General features: G+C 66.6%; 19 protein-coding genes. 18 read left to right on the forward strand and 1 reads right to left on the reverse strand.

The annotated features are described in order from the left end of the window. The 14 genes from U1E69_RS16775 to U1E69_RS16840 all read left to right on the forward strand — a co-directional run. The coding region (locus tag U1E69_RS16775; RefSeq protein ID WP_322245567.1) for a UDP-N-acetylglucosamine--N-acetylmuramyl-(pentapeptide) pyrophosphoryl-undecaprenol N-acetylglucosamine transferase at positions 1-540 on the forward strand (540 nt) is incomplete at its 5' end. A 1-nt stretch (position 541) separates the two neighbouring features. Next, the gene (murC, locus tag U1E69_RS16780; RefSeq protein ID WP_305569403.1) at positions 542-1,948 is read left to right on the forward strand and encodes a UDP-N-acetylmuramate--L-alanine ligase; all 1,407 of its coding nucleotides are present in this window, start codon (positions 542-544) and stop codon (positions 1,946-1,948) included. Continuing rightward, entirely contained in the window at positions 1,945-2,211 is a 267-nt protein-coding gene (locus U1E69_RS16785; RefSeq protein WP_305569405.1) for a DUF2484 family protein, read from the forward strand. The genes murC and U1E69_RS16785 overlap by 4 nt, the downstream gene beginning before the upstream one ends. Next, complete coding sequence (locus tag U1E69_RS16790; protein ID WP_305569407.1) at positions 2,208-2,465, forward strand: DUF2484 family protein; 258 nt, start codon at positions 2,208-2,210, stop codon at positions 2,463-2,465. The genes U1E69_RS16785 and U1E69_RS16790 overlap by 4 nt, the downstream gene beginning before the upstream one ends. Next, positions 2,462-2,755, forward strand: coding sequence for a hypothetical protein (locus U1E69_RS16795; RefSeq protein ID WP_322245568.1), 294 nt, complete (start codon positions 2,462-2,464; stop codon positions 2,753-2,755). Before U1E69_RS16790 ends, U1E69_RS16795 begins: the two co-directional genes overlap by 4 nt. Positions 2,756-2,801: 46 nt before the next feature. Further along, a complete protein-coding gene (murB, locus tag U1E69_RS16800; protein ID WP_305569411.1) occupies positions 2,802-3,728 on the forward strand; it encodes a UDP-N-acetylmuramate dehydrogenase in 927 nt (308 codons plus the stop codon). A gap of 40 nt (positions 3,729-3,768) precedes the next feature. Next, on the forward strand, positions 3,769-4,704 hold the full coding sequence (locus tag U1E69_RS16805; protein ID WP_305569413.1) for a D-alanine--D-alanine ligase: 936 nt from the start codon (positions 3,769-3,771) through the stop codon (positions 4,702-4,704). Beyond that, positions 4,692-5,594 carry a cell division protein FtsQ/DivIB gene (locus tag U1E69_RS16810; protein ID WP_305569414.1) on the forward strand — a complete coding sequence of 301 codons (903 nt, stop codon included), beginning with the start codon at positions 4,692-4,694 and terminating at the stop codon, positions 5,592-5,594. The genes U1E69_RS16805 and U1E69_RS16810 overlap by 13 nt, the downstream gene beginning before the upstream one ends. Next, positions 5,591-6,925, forward strand: a complete 1,335-nt coding sequence (ftsA, locus tag U1E69_RS16815) for a cell division protein FtsA (RefSeq protein ID WP_322245569.1) — start codon at positions 5,591-5,593, stop codon at positions 6,923-6,925. Before U1E69_RS16810 ends, ftsA begins: the two co-directional genes overlap by 4 nt. Positions 6,926-7,120: 195 nt before the next feature. After that, entirely contained in the window at positions 7,121-8,788 is a 1,668-nt protein-coding gene (ftsZ, locus tag U1E69_RS16820) for a cell division protein FtsZ (RefSeq protein WP_322245570.1), read from the forward strand. Positions 8,789-8,981: 193 nt separating this feature from the next. After that, entirely contained in the window at positions 8,982-9,902 is a 921-nt protein-coding gene (lpxC, locus tag U1E69_RS16825) for a UDP-3-O-acyl-N-acetylglucosamine deacetylase (RefSeq protein ID WP_322245571.1), read from the forward strand. Between the two features lie 139 nt (positions 9,903-10,041). Next, the gene (locus tag U1E69_RS16830; RefSeq protein ID WP_322245572.1) at positions 10,042-10,884 is read left to right on the forward strand and encodes an outer membrane protein assembly factor BamD; all 843 of its coding nucleotides are present in this window, start codon (positions 10,042-10,044) and stop codon (positions 10,882-10,884) included. Between the two features lie 39 nt (positions 10,885-10,923). Further along, positions 10,924-12,567 carry a DNA repair protein RecN gene (gene recN / locus U1E69_RS16835; RefSeq protein WP_322245573.1) on the forward strand — a complete coding sequence of 548 codons (1,644 nt, stop codon included), beginning with the start codon at positions 10,924-10,926 and terminating at the stop codon, positions 12,565-12,567. A gap of 51 nt (positions 12,568-12,618) precedes the next feature. Then, complete coding sequence (locus U1E69_RS16840) at positions 12,619-12,858, forward strand: hypothetical protein (protein WP_322245574.1); 240 nt, start codon at positions 12,619-12,621, stop codon at positions 12,856-12,858. On the opposite strand, the gene U1E69_RS16845 is transcribed toward U1E69_RS16840, so the two are convergent. Continuing rightward, positions 12,859-14,235 (reverse strand): FAD-binding oxidoreductase, encoded by a 1,377-nt coding sequence (locus U1E69_RS16845; protein WP_322245575.1) that lies wholly within the window; start codon positions 14,233-14,235, stop codon positions 12,859-12,861. 97 nt (positions 14,236-14,332) lie between these two features. On the opposite strand from U1E69_RS16845, the gene purQ reads away from it, so the two are divergent. From purQ to U1E69_RS16865, 4 genes are all read left to right on the forward strand, one after another. Next, on the forward strand, positions 14,333-15,001 hold the full coding sequence (gene purQ / locus U1E69_RS16850; RefSeq protein WP_322245576.1) for a phosphoribosylformylglycinamidine synthase subunit PurQ: 669 nt from the start codon (positions 14,333-14,335) through the stop codon (positions 14,999-15,001). 46 nt (positions 15,002-15,047) lie between these two features. Beyond that, a complete protein-coding gene (locus U1E69_RS16855) occupies positions 15,048-16,808 on the forward strand; it encodes a sensor histidine kinase (RefSeq protein WP_322245577.1) in 1,761 nt (586 codons plus the stop codon). A gap of 10 nt (positions 16,809-16,818) precedes the next feature. Further along, positions 16,819-18,147: a sigma-54 dependent transcriptional regulator gene (locus U1E69_RS16860; protein ID WP_322245578.1), complete on the forward strand. Its 1,329-nt coding sequence runs from the start codon at positions 16,819-16,821 to the stop codon at positions 18,145-18,147. 155 nt (positions 18,148-18,302) lie between these two features. Then, a complete protein-coding gene (locus tag U1E69_RS16865) occupies positions 18,303-19,181 on the forward strand; it encodes a hypothetical protein (RefSeq protein WP_322245579.1) in 879 nt (292 codons plus the stop codon). Positions 19,182-19,214: the final 33 nt, after the last annotated feature.

Below are 19,214 nucleotides of genomic sequence, written 5' to 3' on the forward strand. Positions count from 1 at the left end.
AGCCTTGTCGTCATCGGTGGCAGTCAGGGCGCGCGCATCCTGTCGGATGTGGTGCCAGCCGCCATTGCCGCCTTGCCCGCCGCGATCCGCCGCAACCTGCGCGTGGCGCATCAGGCGCGGGCCGAGGATGCCGACCGCGTCACCGCCGCCTATGACGCGGCGGGCATCATGGCCGAGGTGCAGCCCTTCTTCACCGACATTCCGCGCCGCCTGTCGGAGGCGCAACTGGTCATCTCGCGCTCGGGTGCGTCGTCGGTGGCCGACATCTCGATCATCGGGCGCCCGTCGATCCTGATCCCCTATGCGGCGGCCACCGGCGACCATCAGACCGCCAACGCGCGCGGGCTGGTTGACGCGGGGGCAGCCATCCTGATCCCCGAGAAGGTGCTTGACGCGGAAAGCCTCTGCGGCCACATGGCCGCAATCCTCGGCCAGCCCACGGTTGCCGAACAGATGGCCCGCGCCGCCCTTGCGCAAGGCCGCCCCGATGCGACAGAGCGCCTTGCAGCCCTCGTCCAAGACCTCGTGAAGGAGGCATGACATGAACGCCGCAACCAAACTGCCGATGGAACTTGGCCCCATCCACTTCGTCGGGATCGGCGGCATCGGCATGTCGGGCATTGCCGAAGTGTTGATGAACCTTGGCTACCGGGTGCAGGGATCGGACGCGAAAGCGTCAAGGATCACCGACCGTCTGGTGAAGCTGGGCGCGACCTTCTTCGAAGGTCAGGCCGCCGCCAACATCGGTGACGCCGCGGTGGTGGTGATCTCGTCCGCGATCAAGAAGGGCAACCCGGAACTGGAAGAGGCGCGCCGCCGCAAGCTGCCCGTCGTGCGCCGGGCCGAGATGCTGGCCGAACTGATGCGGTTGCGGTCGAACATCGCCATTGCAGGCACGCATGGCAAGACCACGACCACGACGATGGTGGCGACCCTGCTGGACAAGGGCGGGTTCGATCCGACGGTGATCAACGGCGGCGTGATCCATGCCTACGGCTCGAACGCCCGCGCCGGGGCGGGGGAGTGGATGGTGGTCGAGGCCGACGAGAGCGACGGGTCGTTCAACCGCCTGCCCGCGACCATCGCCATCGTGACCAACATCGACCCTGAACACATGGAGCACTGGCACACCTTCGACGCGCTGCGGAAGGGGTTCCTCGATTTCGTGTCGAACATCCCGTTCTACGGGCTGGCGGTGTGCTGCACCGACCACCCCGAGGTGCAGGCGCTGGTCGGCCGCGTCACCGACCGCCGGATCGTGACCTTCGGTTTCAACGCGCAGGCCGATGTGCGGGCGCAGAACCTGACCTACGTCAACGGCGTGGCGCATTTCGATGTGGCGTTGCAGGCCGAAAACACCGTGATCGAAGGCTGCACCCTGCCGATGCCCGGCGATCACAACGTGTCGAACGCGCTGGCTGCCGTGGCCGTGGCCCGCCACCTTGGCATGAAACGTGACGAAATCCGCGAGGCGCTGGCCAGTTTCGCCGGGGTCAACCGCCGCTTCACCCGCGTGGGTGAAGTCAACGGTGTCACCATCATCGACGATTACGGCCATCACCCGGTCGAGATTGCCGCCGTGCTGAAAGCGGCGCGGCAGGCCACCAAGGGGCGGATCATCGCGGTCCACCAGCCGCACCGCTATACGCGCCTCGCCAGCCTGTTCGACGATTTCTGCACCTGCTTCAACGAGGCGGATGTCGTGGCCATCGCCGATGTCTATGCCGCCGGCGAAGACCCCATTCCCGGTGCCAGCCGCGATGATCTGGTCGCGGGCCTGATCGCCCACGGCCACCGCCATGCCCGCGCGCTGATCGACGAGGCCGATCTTGTGCGCCTGGTGCGCGAACAGGCGCGGCCCGGCGACATGGTGGTGTGCCTTGGTGCGGGCACGATCTCGGGCTGGGCCAACAACCTGCCTGCCAAGCTGATCGGGCAGGCGGCATGAGCACACCCCTCATCCTGGGCTGCGTCTGGATCATCGCCGCCGCCATCGTGGCGATGCTGCCGATGCAGCGTCAGATGCTGCCGGGCATGGCGCTCTTGATTGCCGCCCCGGTCTTGCTGGCGTGGATTGCCTACGCGCATGGCTGGATGTGGCTGGCGCTGGGTCTGTTTGCGATCCTGTCGATGTTCCGCAACCCGCTGCTTTACTTCGCGCGCCGCGCGCTTGGCCGCCCTGCCGAACTGCCGCCGGAGTTGCGCAAATGATGCTGCCGCTGGCCCTGTGCCTTGTCTGGTTGGTGCTGGCGAACCTGATCGCGATGTTCCCGTCGCGCGATCATCACTGGCGCGCGGCCTATGTGCTGATTGCGCTTGGCATCCCGCTCCTGGGCTGGGTCACCTATGAACACGGGCCGATCATCGGCATCGCGGTGCTGGCGGCGGGGGCGTCGATCCTGCGCTGGCCCCTGGTGTTCTTCTGGCGCTGGGTGCGCTCCAAGGTTGGGTCGCGCGAGGGATGATGGAGGGAAGCCTGATCCCGATGGCGGTGGTGGCGGCGGTCTTTGTGGCCGGGGTGGTGGCGCTGGTGTGCTGGTATGTGGCAACGCGGCTGGGGCAGGGCTGGGCAATCGCCCTGCCGCTGGTCGCCCTGGCCGGGTTCGTCCTGATTGTCTGGGAACGGGTCGACGCGACCCTTGACCAAGGGCTGGGGTTCGTGGCGCTGTGCGCGATCGTCGCATCGCCCATCTTGCTTGGCGCCGCCCTCGGCATCGGGCTTTACCGCTGGCGCCGCAAGTCTGCCGCGCGCTGACCCCAACCCCTTGCCTGAAGGCGACCCCACCGCTACCAAGGCCCGCATGACCGACATGCCCACCCCTCGCGGCGCCCTGACGCCCGACCGCCCGCTTGCCGATCTGACGTGGCTGCGCGTCGGCGGCCCTGCCGACTGGCTGTTCCAACCGGCGGACGAGGCTGATCTTGCGGCCTTCCTCACCGCGCTCGACCCCGCAGTGCCGGTGTTTCCGATGGGTGTGGGGTCGAACCTGATCGTGCGCGACGGTGGCATCCGCGCCGTGGTGATCCGGCTTGGCCGGGGCTTCAACGGGATCACGGTTGATGGCGCTACGGTCACCGGCGGCGCTGCCGCGCTTGACGCGCATGTGGCGAAACGGGCGGCGGAGGCGGGGCTGGACCTGACGTTCCTGCGCACCATTCCCGGCTCCATCGGCGGCGCGGTGCGGATGAATGCGGGCTGCTACGGGTCTTATGTGGCCGATCACCTGATTTCCGCCCGCGTGATCCTGCGCAGCGGGCAGATCGTCGACCTGCCCGCCGCCGACCTGCACCTTGCCTACCGCCAGTCCACGCTGCCCGAGGGCGCGGTGATCGTCGCCGCCACCTTCCGCGCCAATGCAGGCGACCCGGCGGCGCTGGAGGCGCGGATGGCCGACCAGATCGCCCGCCGCGACGCGAGCCAGCCGACCAGGGAGCGCAGCGCCGGGTCGACCTTCCGCAATCCGGCCGGGTTCTCCTCCACCGGGCGGGCCGATGACAGCCACGAGCTGAAGGCCTGGAAGGTGATCGACGACGCCGGTTTGCGCGGTGCGACCCTTGGCGGGGCGCAGATGTCGCCCAAGCATTCCAACTTTCTGATCAACATCGGGGGGGCCACCGCCGCCGATCTGGAAAATCTGGGGGAGGATGTGCGAAAAAGGGTTTTCCAACAGAGCGGTATCACGTTAGAGTGGGAAATCATGCGGGTCGGAGAATACTCGCACAAATAACAAATATCACGGGCCACCAAAGGTCCGGATGAGGCAGTAAATGGCGGGTGCATCGAGCGGGATGCCCTCCAGAGTGGCGGTGTTGATGGGTGGGCCTTCCGCAGAGCGGGACGTGTCACTTGTCTCTGGGCATGAATGTGCCAAGGCCCTCAGGGAGGCAGGGTATGAGGTGGTCGAGGTCGATTGCGACCGCGATCTTCCCGCACGCCTGTCTGCGATCAGGCCCGATGTCTGTTTCAACGCGCTGCATGGCCGCTGGGGCGAGGATGGCTGCGTGCAGGGCATGCTGGAATGGCTGGGCCTGCCTTACACCCATTCCGGGGTGCTGGCCTCGGCGCTGGCGATGGACAAGGCGAAATCCAAGGAAGTCTATGCCGTCGCCGGTCTGCCGACCGTGACCGGCGTGCTGGCCACCCGCGACGCGGTGGAGGCCGGGCATGTGCTGCCGCCGCCCTATGTGGTCAAGCCGAACAACGAAGGCTCGTCGGTCGGGGTCTATATCGTGCATCCCGGATCGAACGCGCCGCGTCTGGCCGCGACGATGCCCGACACCGTGATGGTCGAAACCTACGCGCCGGGGCGCGAGCTGACGACCACGGTGATGGGCGACCGCGCGCTTGGCGTGACCGACATCATCACCGACGGCTGGTATGACTATGATGCCAAATACAAACCCGGCGGCAGCCGCCATGACTGCCCCGCGAACATCCCCGCCGAGATCGAGGCCGCCTGCCTTGACTACGCGCTGCGCGCCCACCGCGCGCTGGGCTGCCGTGGCGTCAGCCGCACCGATTTCCGCTGGGACGAAGCGCTTTGGAAAGAGAGGCGGGGGCTGGATGGCCTGATCCTCTTGGAAACCAACACCCAGCCCGGCATGACGCCGACCTCGCTTGCCCCCGAACAGGCGGCGATGCGGGGCATCGGGTTCCCGGAATTCTGCGCCTGGATGGTGAGGGACGCGTCATGCAACCGTTGAGCGCGCGGCGCGAACGCGGGCAAAGCCGCACCCTGCGCGACCCGGCCCCCAGCCGCTGGGCCTACCGTCTGCAGCGCGTGATGCTGACGCCGCACCTGCGGATGCTGATCCGCACCGGGCTGCCGACCTTTGCCGTGCTTGGCGCGGTGGCGCTGTTCTTTGCGCATGAGCCGAACCGGGCGGCGGTGGTGCAGACCGCCACCGACCTGCGCGACCAGTTCGAGGAGCGGCCAGAGTTTCGCGTGTCGCTGGCCCGGATCGAGGGCGCGTCGGAGGATCTGGCCGAAGCGGTGCGGATGCGGCTTGGCATCGACCTGCCGCAATCGTCGTTCGACATCGACCTTGATGGCGCCCGCGAACGGATCGAGGCGCTGGATGCGGTCAAGCAGGCCGAACTGCGCGTCCGGTCGGGCGGCGTGCTGCAGGTGGTGATCACCGAGCGCGTCCCCGTGGCCGTGTGGCGCACCGAAGACGGGCTGACGCTGCTAGATGACACCGGCCACCGCGTTGCGGGCCTTGTGGCGCGCACCGACCGCCCCGATCTGCCGCTGATCGCCGGAACCGGCGCCGACAGTGCCGCGCCCGAGGCGCTGGACCTGATCGCCGCCGCCGGGCCGTTGGAGCCGCGCGTCCGCGGCTTGGTGCGGATGGGCGAACGGCGCTGGGATATCGTGCTTGACCGCGACCAGCGCATCATGCTGCCCGAAAAGAACTCCGTCCGCGCACTGGAACGCCTGCTGGCACTTGACCATGTGCAGGACATCATGAACCGCGACCTGACCGCCATCGACCTGCGCATCGACCACCGCCCGGTCCTGCGTCTCACCCCATACGCCCTTGGCCAGATGCGTCAGGCCCAGGGCATTGACACCGTGGAGAACGAACTGTGACCGATCTCTATACTTCCCAACGTGCGATGCGGAACATGCGCAAGGCTGCCATGCAGCGTGGCGTGATCGCCATTCTGGACGTCGGCACCTCAAAGATCGCCTGCCTGATCCTGCGCTTTGACGGGCCGGATCACCTGCGCGAACAGGATGGCGTCGGGCCGATGGCGGGGCAAAGCCAGTTCCGCGTGATCGGCGCGGCCACCACCCGGTCGCGCGGCGTGCGCTTTGGCGAGATCTCGGTGATGAACGAGACCGAGCGCGCGATCCGCACCGCCGTGCAGGCCGCGCAGAAAATGGCCAACGTCCGCGTCGACCATGTGATCGCCTGCTTTGCCGGCGCCGAACCGCGCAGCTATGGCCTTGTTGGCGAATGGGAATTGCAGGACAGCGTGGTCACCGAACAGGACGTGGCCCGCGCCCTTGCCGCCTGCGACGTGCCCGACATCGGCCCGGGGCGCGAGGTGCTGCACGCCCAGCCGGTCAACTTCGCGCTGGATCACCGCTCGGGCCTTGGCGACCCGCGCGGCCAGATCGGCAACCGGCTTTCGTGCGACATGCACCTTCTGTCGGTCGACGGCGACGTGGTGCAGAACCTGCTTTACTGCATCAAGCGCTGCGATCTGGAATTGGCGGGGATTGCGTCCTCGGCCTATGTCTCGGCGATTTCGTCGCTGGTCGAGGATGAGCAGGAACTGGGCGCGGCCTGCATCGACATGGGCGGCGGGGCCACCGGCATCTCGATCTTCATGAAGAAGCACATGATCTATGCGGATTCGGTGCGGATGGGCGGGGATCACGTGACCTCGGACATCTCCAAGGGCTTGCAGATCCCGCTGGCGACGGCTGAAAAGATCAAGACGCGCCACGGCGGGCTGTATGCCACCGGCATGGACGACCGCGAGATGATCGACATCGGCGGGGATTCAGGCGACTGGGAGAAGGACCGCCGCCAGATCAGCCGGACCGAACTGATCGGCATCATGCGCCCGCGCGTCGAAGAGATCCTGGAGGAAGTCCGCGCCACGCTGGACGCAGCCGGGTTTGATACGCTGCCCAGCCAGCAGATCGTGCTGACCGGCGGTGGCAGCCAGATCCCGGGGCTTGACGGCATCGCGACGCGGGTCCTGGGGCAGCGCGTGCGCCTTGGCCGTCCGCTGCGGGTGCAGGGGTTGCCGCAGGCCGCGACGGGCGCGGCTTTTGCCAGCGCGGTGGGCCTCTGCCTCTTTGCGGCGCATCCGCAGGACGAATGGTGGGATTTCGAGATTCCGGCGGAACGCTACCCCGCACGCTCGCTGCGGCGGGCCGTCAAATGGTTCAAGGATAACTGGTGACCACTATATCCGGCTGCGAAGGGCGAAATACCGCTGAATACGGGGGTTTGACCCCCAGATTTCGTGGTTTGGCACGAGTTTTTGCGTGACCTTTGCGGGCGTTGTGGATAGAATCGGGGATAAGTCGGCCTTCGGCAGGGGTATCATGCGGAAAGGACCGGTAAACAGGCGGCGGACAAAGGGACAGGCGAACCCATGGCACTCAATTTGACGATGACTTCCGAGCGTGAAGAGCTGAAGCCGCGCATCACCGTGTTCGGTGTTGGTGGCGCGGGCGGCAACGCGGTGAACAACATGATCGACAAGATGCTGGAAGGCGTCGAGTTCGTCGTGGCCAACACCGACGCGCAGGCCTTGCAGCAAAGCCGGGCAGGCGCGCGGATCCAGATGGGTGTCAAGGCGACGGAAGGTCTTGGGGCAGGGGCCCGGCCGACGGTGGGTGCCGCTGCGGCGGAAGAGACGATCGAAGAAATCGTCGACCACCTGGCCGGGGCGCACATGTGTTTCATCACGGCGGGTATGGGCGGCGGCACCGGGACCGGGGCCGCTCCAATCATCGCGCAGGCCGCGCGTGAGTTGGGTGTGCTGACTGTCGGTGTCGTCACGAAGCCCTTCCAGTTCGAAGGCGGCAAGCGGATGCGCCAGGCCGAAGAGGGGATCGAAGCCCTGCAGAAGGTCGTCGATACGCTGATCATCATCCCGAACCAGAACCTGTTCCGGCTGGCCAACGAGCGCACGACCTTCACTGAAGCTTTCGCGATGGCCGACGATGTCCTGTACCAGGGCGTCAAGGGCGTCACGGACCTGATGGTGCGGCCCGGCCTGATCAACCTTGATTTCGCCGACGTCCGCGCCGTGATGGACGAAATGGGCAAGGCGATGATGGGCACCGGCGAAGCCCAGGGCGACGACCGCGCCGTGCAGGCTGCCGAGAAGGCGATTGCCAATCCGCTCCTGGACGAAATCAGCCTGAACGGCGCCAAGGGTGTGCTGATCAACATCACCGGCGGCCATGATCTGACGCTGTTCGAACTGGACGAAGCCGCCAACATCATCCGCGAGAAGGTGGACCCCGAGGCGAACATCATCGTTGGTTCGACGCTGGACACCGCGATGGAAGGCCGCATCCGCGTGTCGGTCGTGGCGACCGGCATCGACGCTTCGGCCGCCAACAAGGCCGATACCCCGGTCGCACGGCGTTCGATGGGCGCGCCGCTGACGCTGAATTCGGAAACTCACCGCGAAGCCGCGCGGGAACCTGTACGTGAAGCCCCTCGCGCTGCAGCCCCGGTCTACACCCCGGCTCCGGCCCCGGTGATGGAAGATCGCGCGCCCTTCCACGACGAGGTTGAATCCCTCGCCGATGCCGCCTTCGATGCGGCGGCTTCGAAGGCCGACATGGAGGCCGACGCCTTCTCGATCGCCGACGACCTGCCGCCTCCGGCCTACCGTCCGCAGCCCGCGGCCCAGCCGACCCTGGTGCGTTCGACCCCCGCCGCGATCGAGGCGGATGCCTCGGAGTTTGTCGCCCCCCGTCCGCGCGTTGCCGGTCAACCCTCGCCCGAGGCGCTGGCCCGGCTGCAGGCGGCGGTCAGCCGTCCGGGCGCTGCGGCATCGGCCAAGGTTGCACGTCCGGCCCCGGTTGCGGCCCCCGTGCCCGCCTCGGCGGCTGCGGCAGGGGCCAAGCCGCGCTTCGGGATCGGCTCGCTGATCAACCGGATGGCGGGTCATCTGGAGGCCAACCAGGCTGCACCCGCGGCCCGCGCCCAGCCCCCGGTGACGGCCTATGACGACGACCACGACATGGGCTCGGACCAGGACCGGATCGAGATCCCTGCCTTCCTGCGCCGCCAGGCGAACTGAAAAGAATGCGGTATCAACCTGTCGGAAAGGTCCGGGAAACCGGGCCTTTTCTTTTTGTTTCAATGCATTGCGTAACGTTTCAAACCTGACACATACCGTCACAAAGAGTGAGTTGAGCTTCAAACCCCTAACGAATAGCTAACATGCAATCGGAACGGGCGTGGAAGCCGGTCCACATGAGGTTGAGCGAGACGTGCAGAACACTCTGAAATCTCCAGCCGCCTTTACCGGCGTAGGCCTGCATGGCGGTGCGCCCGTGCGCATGATCGTGCGTCCGGCGCCAGCCGATCACGGGGTCTGGTTCCGCCGGACCGACGTGGCCGATCTGGACGCGCTGGTCCCGGCGCGCTGGGACGCAGTGACGCCCTCGCGACTATGTACGGTGATCGAGAATGCCGACGGCGTGTCGGTGTCCACCATCGAACATATCATGGCCGCTCTTGCCGGTTTCGCCATTCACAACGCCCTGATCGAGATCGACGGGCCGGAAGTGCCGATCCTTGATGGCTCGGCCGTTCCCTTCATCCAGGGGTTCCTGGCGGCTGGTCTGGAAGAGCAGGATCTGCCAGTGCGCGCCTTGCGTGTGCTAAAGTCGGTCGAAGTCCGCGACGGGGATGCCGTCGCGCGGCTGGAGCCGGCCGAGATGCTGGAGATCGCCTTCCGCATCGACTTTGCCGACCAGGCCATCGGCGTGCAGTCGCGGCAGTTGAACATGGCCAATGGGGCCTTCGTGCGTGAGCTGTCGGACAGCCGCACCTTCTGCCGCCAGGCGGATGTCGATGCGATGCGGGCCAAGGGGCTGGCTCTGGGCGGCTCGTTGGAAAACGCGGTGGTCTTTGATGGCGACCAGGTGCTGTCGCCAGGTGGCCTGCGCCACGCCGATGAACCCGTGCGCCACAAGATGCTGGACGCGGTGGGCGACCTTGCCCTGGCCGGTGGCCCGATTCTGGGGCGCTATGTCGGGGAACGGGCGGGCCATGCGTTGACGAACCGGCTGCTGCGCGCGCTGTTCGCCGACCCCACCGCCTTTGAAATCGTCGATTGCGGACCCCGGACGCTGGGCAAGCTGCCGGGCGTGGGTGTGCATGCCGGCGATCTTCCCGCGCGCGGCTAGGATCAGCGGCCAGATCACAGGACCCTGAAAAGTCACGAAAGGCGTTTTGCGCCCCGGATTTTTCTGTGCTAGGACGGGCACAACGAGACGAGCCGAGGGTGTGGCAAACCGCCCGGGCTGCAGGTTGGATAGGCAAAGCATGTCAGGCAGACAGCCCGGCGCAGGGTTTCTTCAGGCGGCGCTTCTGGCGTCCATGCTGGCTGGCTGTGCCGGCTCTGCGTCGAATGAGCGGGCGCTTGACAGCTATACCGCCGAGGAAATCTACAAGAAGGGCGAGCTGGAGCTTGAGACCGGCAAGAAGCCCAAGGACGCGCTGATCTACTTCCAGGAAGTCGAGCGGCTGTATCCCTACACGGAATTCGCCAAGCGTGCGCTGATCATGCAGGCCTTCACCCATCACAAGGCCAAGGAATACCCCGAAGCCCGCGATGCGGCGCAGCGGTACCTGGATTTCTATCCGGGTGACGAGGATGCACCCTATGCGCTGTATCTGATGGCTTTGTCCTATTACGACCAGATCGACGACGTGGGCCGTGACCAGGGCATCACCTTCCAGGCCTTGTCCGGCATGCGCGATGTGATCGAGACCTATCCCGACAGCGAATATGCCCGCTCTGCGATTCTGAAGTTCGATCTGGCCTTCGACCAGCTGGCAGCGAAAGAGATGGAGGTCGGGCGCTATTACCTGAAGCGCGGGCATTATGCGGCAGCGATCAACCGTTTCCGCGTCGTCGTCGCCGATTTCCAGACCACCACCCACACCGCCGAAGCGCTGCACCGTCTGGTCGAAGCCTACCTGGCGCTGGGTCTTACGGACGAGGCGCAGACGGCAGGCGCGATCCTGGGATATAACTACCAGGCCTCGCCTTTCTACGACGACACCTTCCGCCTGCTGAAAGGCAAGGGCCTGTCGCCCGAGGCCAAGGGTGAAGGCTGGCTGCGCACGATCTACCGCCAGATGGTAAAGGGCGAGTGGTTGTAGGAATGGTGGGTGGCATCACCCACCCTACGCGTGCGCCCTATGCTGCGTAGCCTGGATATCCGCGATGTGTTGATCATCGACCGGCTAAGCCTGGAGCTTGAGCCGGGCCTCAACGTGCTGACCGGCGAGACGGGGGCGGGCAAGTCGATCCTGCTGGATGCCCTTGGCTTCGTGCTGGGCTGGCGGGGCCGGGCGGAACTGGTGCGCCAGGGGGCTGCGCAGGGCGAGGTGACGGCGGTCTTCGACCTGGCCCCCGGCCACGCCGCGCGGTCCGTGCTTGCGGAAGCGGGGATCGAGGCGGAGGACGAGCTGATCCTGCGCCGGGTCAATGCGGCGGACGGGCGGAAGACGGCTTTCGTCAACGACCGTCGGGTCAGTGGCGAGGTCTTGCGGGACCTGTCGGATCATCTGGTGGAACTGCATGGCCAACATGACGACCGGGGACTGCTGAACCCTCGGGGGCACCGGGCTTTGCTGGATGCCTTTGCGGGGCTGGACCTGGGCGGCTTGCGGGCCGCTTGGGCGACGCAGCGCGAGGCGCGGGCGCGTCTGGCCGAGGCGGAAGGGTCATTGGCCCGGGCGGCGGCCGAGGAAGAGTTCCTGCGCCACGCGGTGGCCGAGTTGGACAAGCTGAACCCCTTGCCGGGCGAGGACGAGGCGCTGGATGCGCGGCGTCGGCTGATGCAGGGGGCAGGGCGCATCCGCGAGGATGTGGCCAAGGCGCTGATGGCCCTGTCGGACGAAGGCGCCGAGGGCCGGATGCGTGACGCGCTGCGCTGGATGGACGGCGCGGCGGAAAAGGCCGAGGGGCGGCTCGATGCGCCGATGGACGCGTTGAACCGCGCGCTGATCGAGTTGGGCGAGGCATCGGACGGTGTCGAACGCGCGCTGGAGGCGCTTGACTTCGATCCGGGCGAGCTGGAGCGGATCGAAGAGCGTCTGTTCGCGATCCGGGCGCTGGCACGCAAGCACGGGGTGCTGGCGGACGATCTGGGCGGATTCGCCGATGGTCTGCGCGCGCGGGTGGCGGCGATCGACGGGGGGGCTGCGGGGCTGGCGAAGCTGGGCAAGGCCGTGGCCGACGCCGAGGCGGCTTTTGCCGCAGAGGCTGCGCGGGTGACCAAGGCTCGGGTCGCGGCGGCGAAGAAGCTGGATGCGGCGATGGCGGCGGAACTGGCCCCCTTGAAGATGGAGCGCGCAGTCTTTGCGACCGAGGTGACGGCGGGCGAGCCCGGGCCCGAGGGCGTCGATGCCGTGACCTTCACTGTGGCGACCAACCCCGGCGCGCCCTCGGGGCCGCTGAACCGGATCGCCTCGGGTGGCGAGCTGTCGCGGTTCCTTCTGGCGCTGAAGGTCTGTCTGACGGGCGACAGCCCCGGCCTGACGCTGATCTTCGACGAGATCGACCGGGGCGTCGGCGGGGCGACGGCGGATGCGGTGGGGCGGCGGCTGAAGGCGCTGGCGCAGGGCGCGCAGGTGCTGGTGGTGACCCACTCGCCGCAGGTGGCGGCCTTTGGCGCGCGGCACTGGCGGGTGGAAAAGCGGGTCGCTAAGGGGCAGACGCTGTCCACGGTCACTGGTCTTGGCGCCGAAGAGCGTGTCGAAGAAATCGCGCGGATGCTGGCGGGCGATACCGTCACCGAGGCCGCCCGGGCCGCAGCTCGGGCCTTGCTGCAGGGCTGACCGGCCTGCCCAAATCCTCGGCGGACTTGCGGTGAGCCATGCGTTCAGCGCATGGCGGCACTTCAGCCTTGGCCCTACAATGCCGCACTGCAGCGTCCTATCTTCAAGGCAAGAAGAAAGGACATCATCATGTTCAACCTGTTCAAATCCTTGATCAACGGCACGGCGTTCCCCCGCATCGCGGACTTGGAGCGTGCCTATCTGAACGCATCGGCATCGCGCATCGACCTGGAGCGTCGCCAGCGCGAAGTCGAGAATGGCCTTTTCCGCCGGTCAAGCTTTGATCTGTGATCAAGTCTGACCCGGGACGACTTTTCCCGGGTTCATCAGACAAAGCGGGTCAAGCGCGGCTTTCACCGCGCCCATGACTTGCCAGCCCGCGCCATGCTCGGCCGCCATCAGACCCAGCTTGCCGAAGCCGACGCCATGCTCGCCAGTGATGGTCCCGCCCAGACGAAGGGACCGCTCGGCCATTTGCTGAGCCAGGGCCTTGGCAACCGCGATTTCCCCAGGCTGCGATGGGTCCACCAGCAGGGTCGCGTGGAAATTGCCGTCGCCGACATGGCCGAGGATCGGGCCGGGTAGCCCGGTGGCGGCGATGTCGGCCCGCGTCTCCTCGACCGCCTGTGCCAAGGCCGAGATCGGAACGCAGACGTCGGTCACAACCGCCTTCGCCCCCGGACGCGAGGCCAGGATTGCCCGATAGGCGGCATGACGGGCGGCCCAGAGGCGGGTGCGGTCTTCTTGCCGTTCCGCCCAATCCAGGCCCGTGGCCCCGAAATCCGATGCCAGGGTGCGGAATCGGGTGACATCCTCGGCAAGGCCCTGAGGGTGTCCGTGGAATTCGACCAGAAGCAGCGGGGCAGGGGGCAGGGTCAGGCGGGAATAGGCGTTGCAGGCGGCGACGGTCTCCGCGTCCAGAAACTCGATCCGGGCGGGGGTCAGGCCCATCTGCATCGTGGCGATGACGCAGTCAACGGCGGCGGCAACGGTGGGGAAGGCGGCGACTGCGGTCATCACCGCCTCGGGCTGGCCGTGCAGCTTCAACGTCAGTTCGGTGATCAGGCCCAGCGTCCCTTCAGAGCCGACGAAAAGCGCGGTCAGGTCGTAGCCTGCCGCCGATTTCGGCGCGGCGCTGCCGGTGCGGATCACCTGACCGTCCGCAAGCACCACCTCCAACCCCCGGACATTGTCGCGCATCGTGCCGTAGCGGACCGCCGTGGTGCCCGAGGCGCGCGTGGCCGCCATCCCGCCAAGCGAGGCATTGGCACCGGGATCGACGGGGAACATCAGGCCCGTTGTACGCAAGTCCTGGTTCAGCGCCTCACGCGTGATGCCGGGCTGGACGCGGACGAGGCGGTCCTCGGGCCGGAGTTCCAGCACGGCGGCCATGTCGCGGAAGTCGACCACGACGCCACCAGATAGCGCCAGGGCGTGCCCCTCAAGCGAGCTGCCGGCGCCCCAGCCGATCAGGGGCATGCGATGCGTGGACGCCCAGCGGGCCAGCGCCGCCACCTCGTCGGTCGAACGGGGGAAGACCACGGCATCGGGCAGGCCGCCCGAGACGAGGCTTTCGCTTTGCGCATGTTCGGACAAGGCGGCCGCGGCGAAAGAGACCCGGTCACCGAAGATCGTGTGCAGGGCGAAAAGGGCGGAATCGGTCAACATGCGGCCAGCGTAATGCCTGCAAAGCGTGGTGCAAGCACTGGCCCTTTGCCGCACATTCGGCTATCAGGCGCGCAGTCCGAAGACAGGAGTCGCCCCGATGAAAGCCGCCGTCGTCACCTTCCCGGGTTCGAACTGCGACCGCGACCTTGCCGTCGCCTTCGAAGGGGCGGGGTTCCAGGTCGAACGGGTGTGGCACAAGGACACCGCGCTGCCTGCGGGCGTGGATGTCGTCGGTATCCCCGGCGGGTTCAGCTTCGGCGACTACCTGCGCTGCGGGGCCATTGCCGCACAGTCGCCGATCAGTGCCGCGGTCCGGGCGCACGCCGACAAGGGCGGCTATGTTCTGGGCATCTGCAATGGCTTTCAGGTCATCACCGAGATGGGGCTTCTGCCCGGCGTCCTGATGCGCAATGCCACGCTGAAGTTCGTCTGCCGGACGGTCACGTTGAAGGTGGCCACGGTGCAGTCCGACTTCACCAGCGCCTACAAGGCGGGGCAAGAGATCCGCATTCCAATCGCCCATCACGACGGCAACTACACCATCGACGACACCGGGCTGGCCCGGCTGAAGGCCGAGGACCGGATTGCCTTCACCTACGGGCAGAACCCCAACGGCAGCATGGCCGACATCGCGGGCGTCCTGTCGGAAAATCGTCGCGTTCTTGGGATGATGCCGCATCCGGAACGCGCGACCGAGGCGGCGTTGGGGTCGCCGGACGGCAAGGGCCTCTTCGCCTCGCTGATGCGCGGGATGGCGCTGGCCTGAACCCCTTCGGCTTGAGGCCACCCCGGCGCGGGCCTAGTCTTCGGCCATGACCGCCAACGACCTTAGCGAAGCCCCGACCACGACACCTGGCCTGCCTTGGCGCGCCAAGCTTGTCGTTGTGCTGCTGGTGATTCTGGCGGTCGTCGTGGTGCTGGTGTCGAACCGCCTGCTGACCGACCGCTACACCGCCGATACCCGCAGCCGGGCCGAAGTGCGGCTGGCGCTTTACACCGGGAACCTGATGGCCGAACTGCAGCGGACCTCGGTCGTGCCGCTGTTGCTGGCCGGTGACCCCGACCTGATCACGGCGCTGAGGGACGGCAACTTTTCCAGCACCTCGGCCAAGCTGATTTCGTTGCAAAGCCAGCTTGGTGTCGCCTCGATCCGGCTGGTCGATGCCGATGGCCGGGTGGTGGGCGCGACCAACCGCAACGTGCTGGGCACCAGCCACCGCAACGAGACCTATTTCGTCGATGCGCAGCGCGCGAAAGAGACCGTCTTCACCCCGGTCAAGCGCGACGCGGGCGGCTTTGACTTTGTCTATTCGCGCGCGGTTCTGGCCGAATCCAAGGTCATGGGGGTGATCATCGTCTCGGTCGACCTGATGAAATACGAACGCGCCTGGGCCGGGTTGCAGGACGCGATCATGGTCACCGACAGCGAGGGCATCGTCATGCTCTCGACCGAGCCACGCTGGCGCGGTTTGCCCCGGGACGAGGCGCTGGCGCTGCGCGATCCGCCCTCGGCAATCTCGCGGGCGCTGCAGGCCACGACCGAATGGGCGCAAGAGCCGCCCGATGCCTATGTTCGCGGCGAAGCGGTGATGAGCACCGAGGCGCGCATTCCCTTCCGTGGCTGGCGGATCGCGACCTTCACGGCCTATGGCTCGGTCCGCGAGCAGGTGAACGGGATCCTGGCACTTCAGATCATGGGCTTCGCGATCCTGATGGCCTTCACCTTCTACCTTCTGTCCCGGCGGGCCTGGTCGCGGTCGATCTCGTTCCAGCGGGAATCGGCAGAGTTGCGGCTGCTGAACGCCCGGTTGCAGCGGGCGATTGCGGAACGTGAAAAGGTCAAGAAGGACCTCGAGGTCGCGGAACTGACGCTGGCGCAGTCGTCGAAGCTGGCGGCTTTGGGCGAGATGTCGGCGGCGGTGAGCCATGAATTGAACCAGCCTCTGGCGGCGATGAAGACCTATCTTGCCGGTGCGCGGCTCTTGCTGCAGCGCAAGCGTCTGGATGAGGCCTTGTCGTCGTTCCAGCGCGTGGACGACCTGATCGAACGCATGGGCGCCATCACGCGGCAGTTGAAGTCCTATGCGAGGAAAGGCGGGGAAGCCTTTGAAGAGGTTGATCTTCGCGCCTGCGTGTCCTCGGCGCTGGCGATGATGGAGCCGCAGCTGAAGGCCCGCGTCGTGAAGATCAGCCGGGGCATGCCGCGCCAGGCCGTGATGGTCATGGCCGACCGTCTGCGGCTGGAGCAGGTGATCATCAACCTTCTGCGCAATGCGCTGGACGCCACGAAAGACACCAAGGACCCGCAGATCGACATCCTTCTGTCGGCGGGCGAAACCGCGACACTTACAGTGCGCGACAATGGCCACGGGATCACCGATCTCGAGAACCTGTTCGAACCCTTCTACACGACGAAAAAGCCGGGAGAGGGCGTGGGGCTTGGCCTTGCGATCTCGTCGGGGATCGTCACCGATCTGGGCGGCCGTCTGACCGCACGGAACGGCGAAGGGGGCGGCGCCGTTTTCGAGATGCAGTTGCCGATCCTGGGCAACAAACAGGAAGCAGCAGAATGAAGAGGTCCACATGGCCCGGGCAATGAAAGTCGCAATCGTCGATGACGAAGCGGACATGCGGCAGTCGATCAGCCAGTGGCTGGCGCTGTCGGGGTTCGACACGGAAACCTATGCCAGCGCCGAAGAGGCGCTGAAGGTGATCGGGCCGGATTTCCAGGGCGTGGTGGTCAGCGACATCAAGATGCCGGGGATGGACGGGATGGCGTTCCTCAAGCGGCTGATGGGGCAGGACTCGGGGCTTCCCGTCATCATGATCACCGGCCACGGCGATGTGCCGATGGCGGTCGAGGCGATGCGGGTGGGCGCGTTCGATTTCCTGGAAAAACCGTTCAACCCGGACCGGATGACCGAGCTTGCCAAGCGCGCAACCCAGGCCCGGAGGATGACGCTGGACAACCGCGCGCTGCGCAAAGAGCTGTCGGATGGGTCGACGATCATCAAGAAGCTGATCGGCACCAGCCCTGCGATGGAGCGTCTGCGCGAGGATATCCTGGACCTTGGCCAGGCGGACAGCCACGTGCTGATCGACGGCGAGACGGGGACGGGCAAGACGCTGGTCGCCCACGCCCTGCACGCGGTGGGGCCGCGGGCCTCGAAGAAGTTCGTCGCGATCTCGTGCGCGGCGTGGAGTGAGGACAAGCTGGCCGGCCGACTTTTCGGCCCGGCCGAGGATGGGGCGCTGCCCTTGGTCGAGGAAGCCCGGGGCGGGACGCTGTGCCTGGAAGACATCGAGGCGATGCCGGGTGCCTTGCAGGCGCGGCTTCTGACCTTCATCAACGACCAGGGAGTGCCGCCCGAAACCCGGATCATCGCGATCTGCAACAGCCATGCGCCCGACACGACGCTGGAACAGACCTTGCGGCCGGATCTTTTCTACCGGCTGGGGGCGATGACGATCCTGTTGCCGCCCTTGCGGACGCGGGGCGAGGACATCCTGCAGCTTTTCACCCGCCTTTCCGAGCAGTTCGCCGAGGAATACGGCTGCGACGCACCGCAGGTGACCGCTCAGGAGGCGGCGCAGCTTCTGCAGGCGCCCTGGCCGGGGAATGTGCGGCAGCTGGTGAACATTGCGGAACGCGCCGTGTTGCAGAACCGGCGCGGGTCGGGGTCGATTGCCAGCCTTCTGATGGCCGAGAATGAGGCTTCGGGGCCAGCGTTGACCACCGAAGGCAAGCCGTTGAAGGATTATGTGGAAGCCTTCGAGCGGATGCTGATCGACAACACGATGCGGCGTCACAAGGGGTCTATCGTGGCGGTGATGGAGGAGTTGTGCCTGCCGCGCCGGACCCTGAACGAGAAGATGGCCAAGTATGGCCTCAGCCGTGGGGACTATGTCTGACAGGCCGCAAACCGGGTTCCCGCGTCGCGCTGGCCTCGTCTTCTGTTCTGGTCGGTCAGTGACGAGAAGACGCAGTCGAACGAGGCGGGTCGGGAACCCGCACTTGCTGTCCGCTTCGCGCCAAGTGTAACTGCCTCTGTCGAACGGAGGCGCGCGTGACAGGAAAAACACTGATCTTGCCGGGGCTTCTGCCATTCCTGGCAAGCCCTGCGCTGGCCGAATGCACCGGCGGGGGCTGCTATGACGGCTTGGCAGAGTTTCTGCTTGCGGTGCTGGTCTATGGGCTGATCGCGATTGTCCTGCTGGTCATGATCCTGGTGCGCAAGTGGCGCCGGACCGGGCTGCGCGGGCTGGCCCTTGTGCTCGCCCTTGCCGTTGGAGTGCCCGTGCTAAGCCAGGGCTGGCAGCGGCTGCAGGTCTGGTGGACCGAGACCGCCGAAGTTCTGGGCCAGCCGCCGGCGATGACGACGCGGGTGCCTCTTTTGATCGCGCCCGAATGGGCCTGTCGAGACGACATTTGCGCAGCAGTTCTGCAAGGGCGTGGGGCGGGTGGGGTGTTTGCCCTGCCGCTGGAGGCGGTGGAGGAACTGGATTTTGCGGCTCCGCTGGTGCTTGCCGATTTGCCGTTGGAGCAGTGGGCCGTCGGCAGGGGTGGGGAGCCGCGGAAGCGACGGTTGGGCGCGGCAGAACGCAGCGCGGCGGCAGCGCGGATCGACTATCTGATCATCGCGACCCGGCCCTATTATCAGACCAGTCCCGGCGCGCTGGAGGCAGGGTTGGGGCTTGGCCGCAAGGTTCTCTTGCGGCTCGCGATGGCGCCCTTGCAGGCGGGGCAGGGCCGCTTTCGTCTTGCCGAGTTGACGTTCGATGTTCTTGACCTGACGTCGATGCGGGCCGCGCTGGGCATTCCGCTTGCGCCCGGGAATTGGCAGACGCTGTGGGATGACCCGCTGGACCCCGATCTGGTGGCGCGGTCGCTTTGTGGGAACGGTGCCGAGCCGGATTGGACCTGCCTCAACGCGGCCTGGCGCTGAAACGCGCCGTGGGCTCTGCGAAATTCGCCATTG

The sequence above is a fragment of the Tabrizicola sp. genome (genome assembly GCF_034366665.1).
Lineage (GTDB): Bacteria > Pseudomonadota > Alphaproteobacteria > Rhodobacterales > Rhodobacteraceae > Tabrizicola.

Excerpts from the sequence above, each read along its gene's own strand:
- murC (WP_305569403.1), top strand. The coding sequence starts at position 542 with ATGAACGCCGCAACCAAACTGCCGATGGAACTTGGCCCCATCCACTTC.
- U1E69_RS16785 (WP_305569405.1), top strand. The coding sequence starts at position 1,945 with ATGAGCACACCCCTCATCCTGGGCTGCGTCTGGATCATCGCCGCCGCC.
- U1E69_RS16790 (WP_305569407.1), top strand. The coding sequence starts at position 2,208 with ATGATGCTGCCGCTGGCCCTGTGCCTTGTCTGGTTGGTGCTGGCGAAC.
- U1E69_RS16795 (WP_322245568.1), top strand. The coding sequence starts at position 2,462 with ATGATGGAGGGAAGCCTGATCCCGATGGCGGTGGTGGCGGCGGTCTTT.
- murB (WP_305569411.1), top strand. The coding sequence starts at position 2,802 with ATGACCGACATGCCCACCCCTCGCGGCGCCCTGACGCCCGACCGCCCG.
- U1E69_RS16805 (WP_305569413.1), top strand. The coding sequence starts at position 3,769 with ATGGCGGGTGCATCGAGCGGGATGCCCTCCAGAGTGGCGGTGTTGATG.
- U1E69_RS16810 (WP_305569414.1), top strand. The coding sequence starts at position 4,692 with ATGCAACCGTTGAGCGCGCGGCGCGAACGCGGGCAAAGCCGCACCCTG.
- ftsZ (WP_322245570.1), top strand. The coding sequence starts at position 7,121 with ATGGCACTCAATTTGACGATGACTTCCGAGCGTGAAGAGCTGAAGCCG.
- U1E69_RS16830 (WP_322245572.1), top strand. The coding sequence starts at position 10,042 with ATGTCAGGCAGACAGCCCGGCGCAGGGTTTCTTCAGGCGGCGCTTCTG.
- recN (WP_322245573.1), top strand. The coding sequence starts at position 10,924 with ATGCTGCGTAGCCTGGATATCCGCGATGTGTTGATCATCGACCGGCTA.
- U1E69_RS16840 (WP_322245574.1), top strand. The coding sequence starts at position 12,619 with ATGGCGGCACTTCAGCCTTGGCCCTACAATGCCGCACTGCAGCGTCCT.
- U1E69_RS16845 (WP_322245575.1), bottom strand. The coding sequence starts at position 14,235 with ATGTTGACCGATTCCGCCCTTTTCGCCCTGCACACGATCTTCGGTGAC.
- purQ (WP_322245576.1), top strand. The coding sequence starts at position 14,333 with ATGAAAGCCGCCGTCGTCACCTTCCCGGGTTCGAACTGCGACCGCGAC.
- U1E69_RS16855 (WP_322245577.1), top strand. The coding sequence starts at position 15,048 with ATGACCGCCAACGACCTTAGCGAAGCCCCGACCACGACACCTGGCCTG.
- U1E69_RS16860 (WP_322245578.1), top strand. The coding sequence starts at position 16,819 with ATGGCCCGGGCAATGAAAGTCGCAATCGTCGATGACGAAGCGGACATG.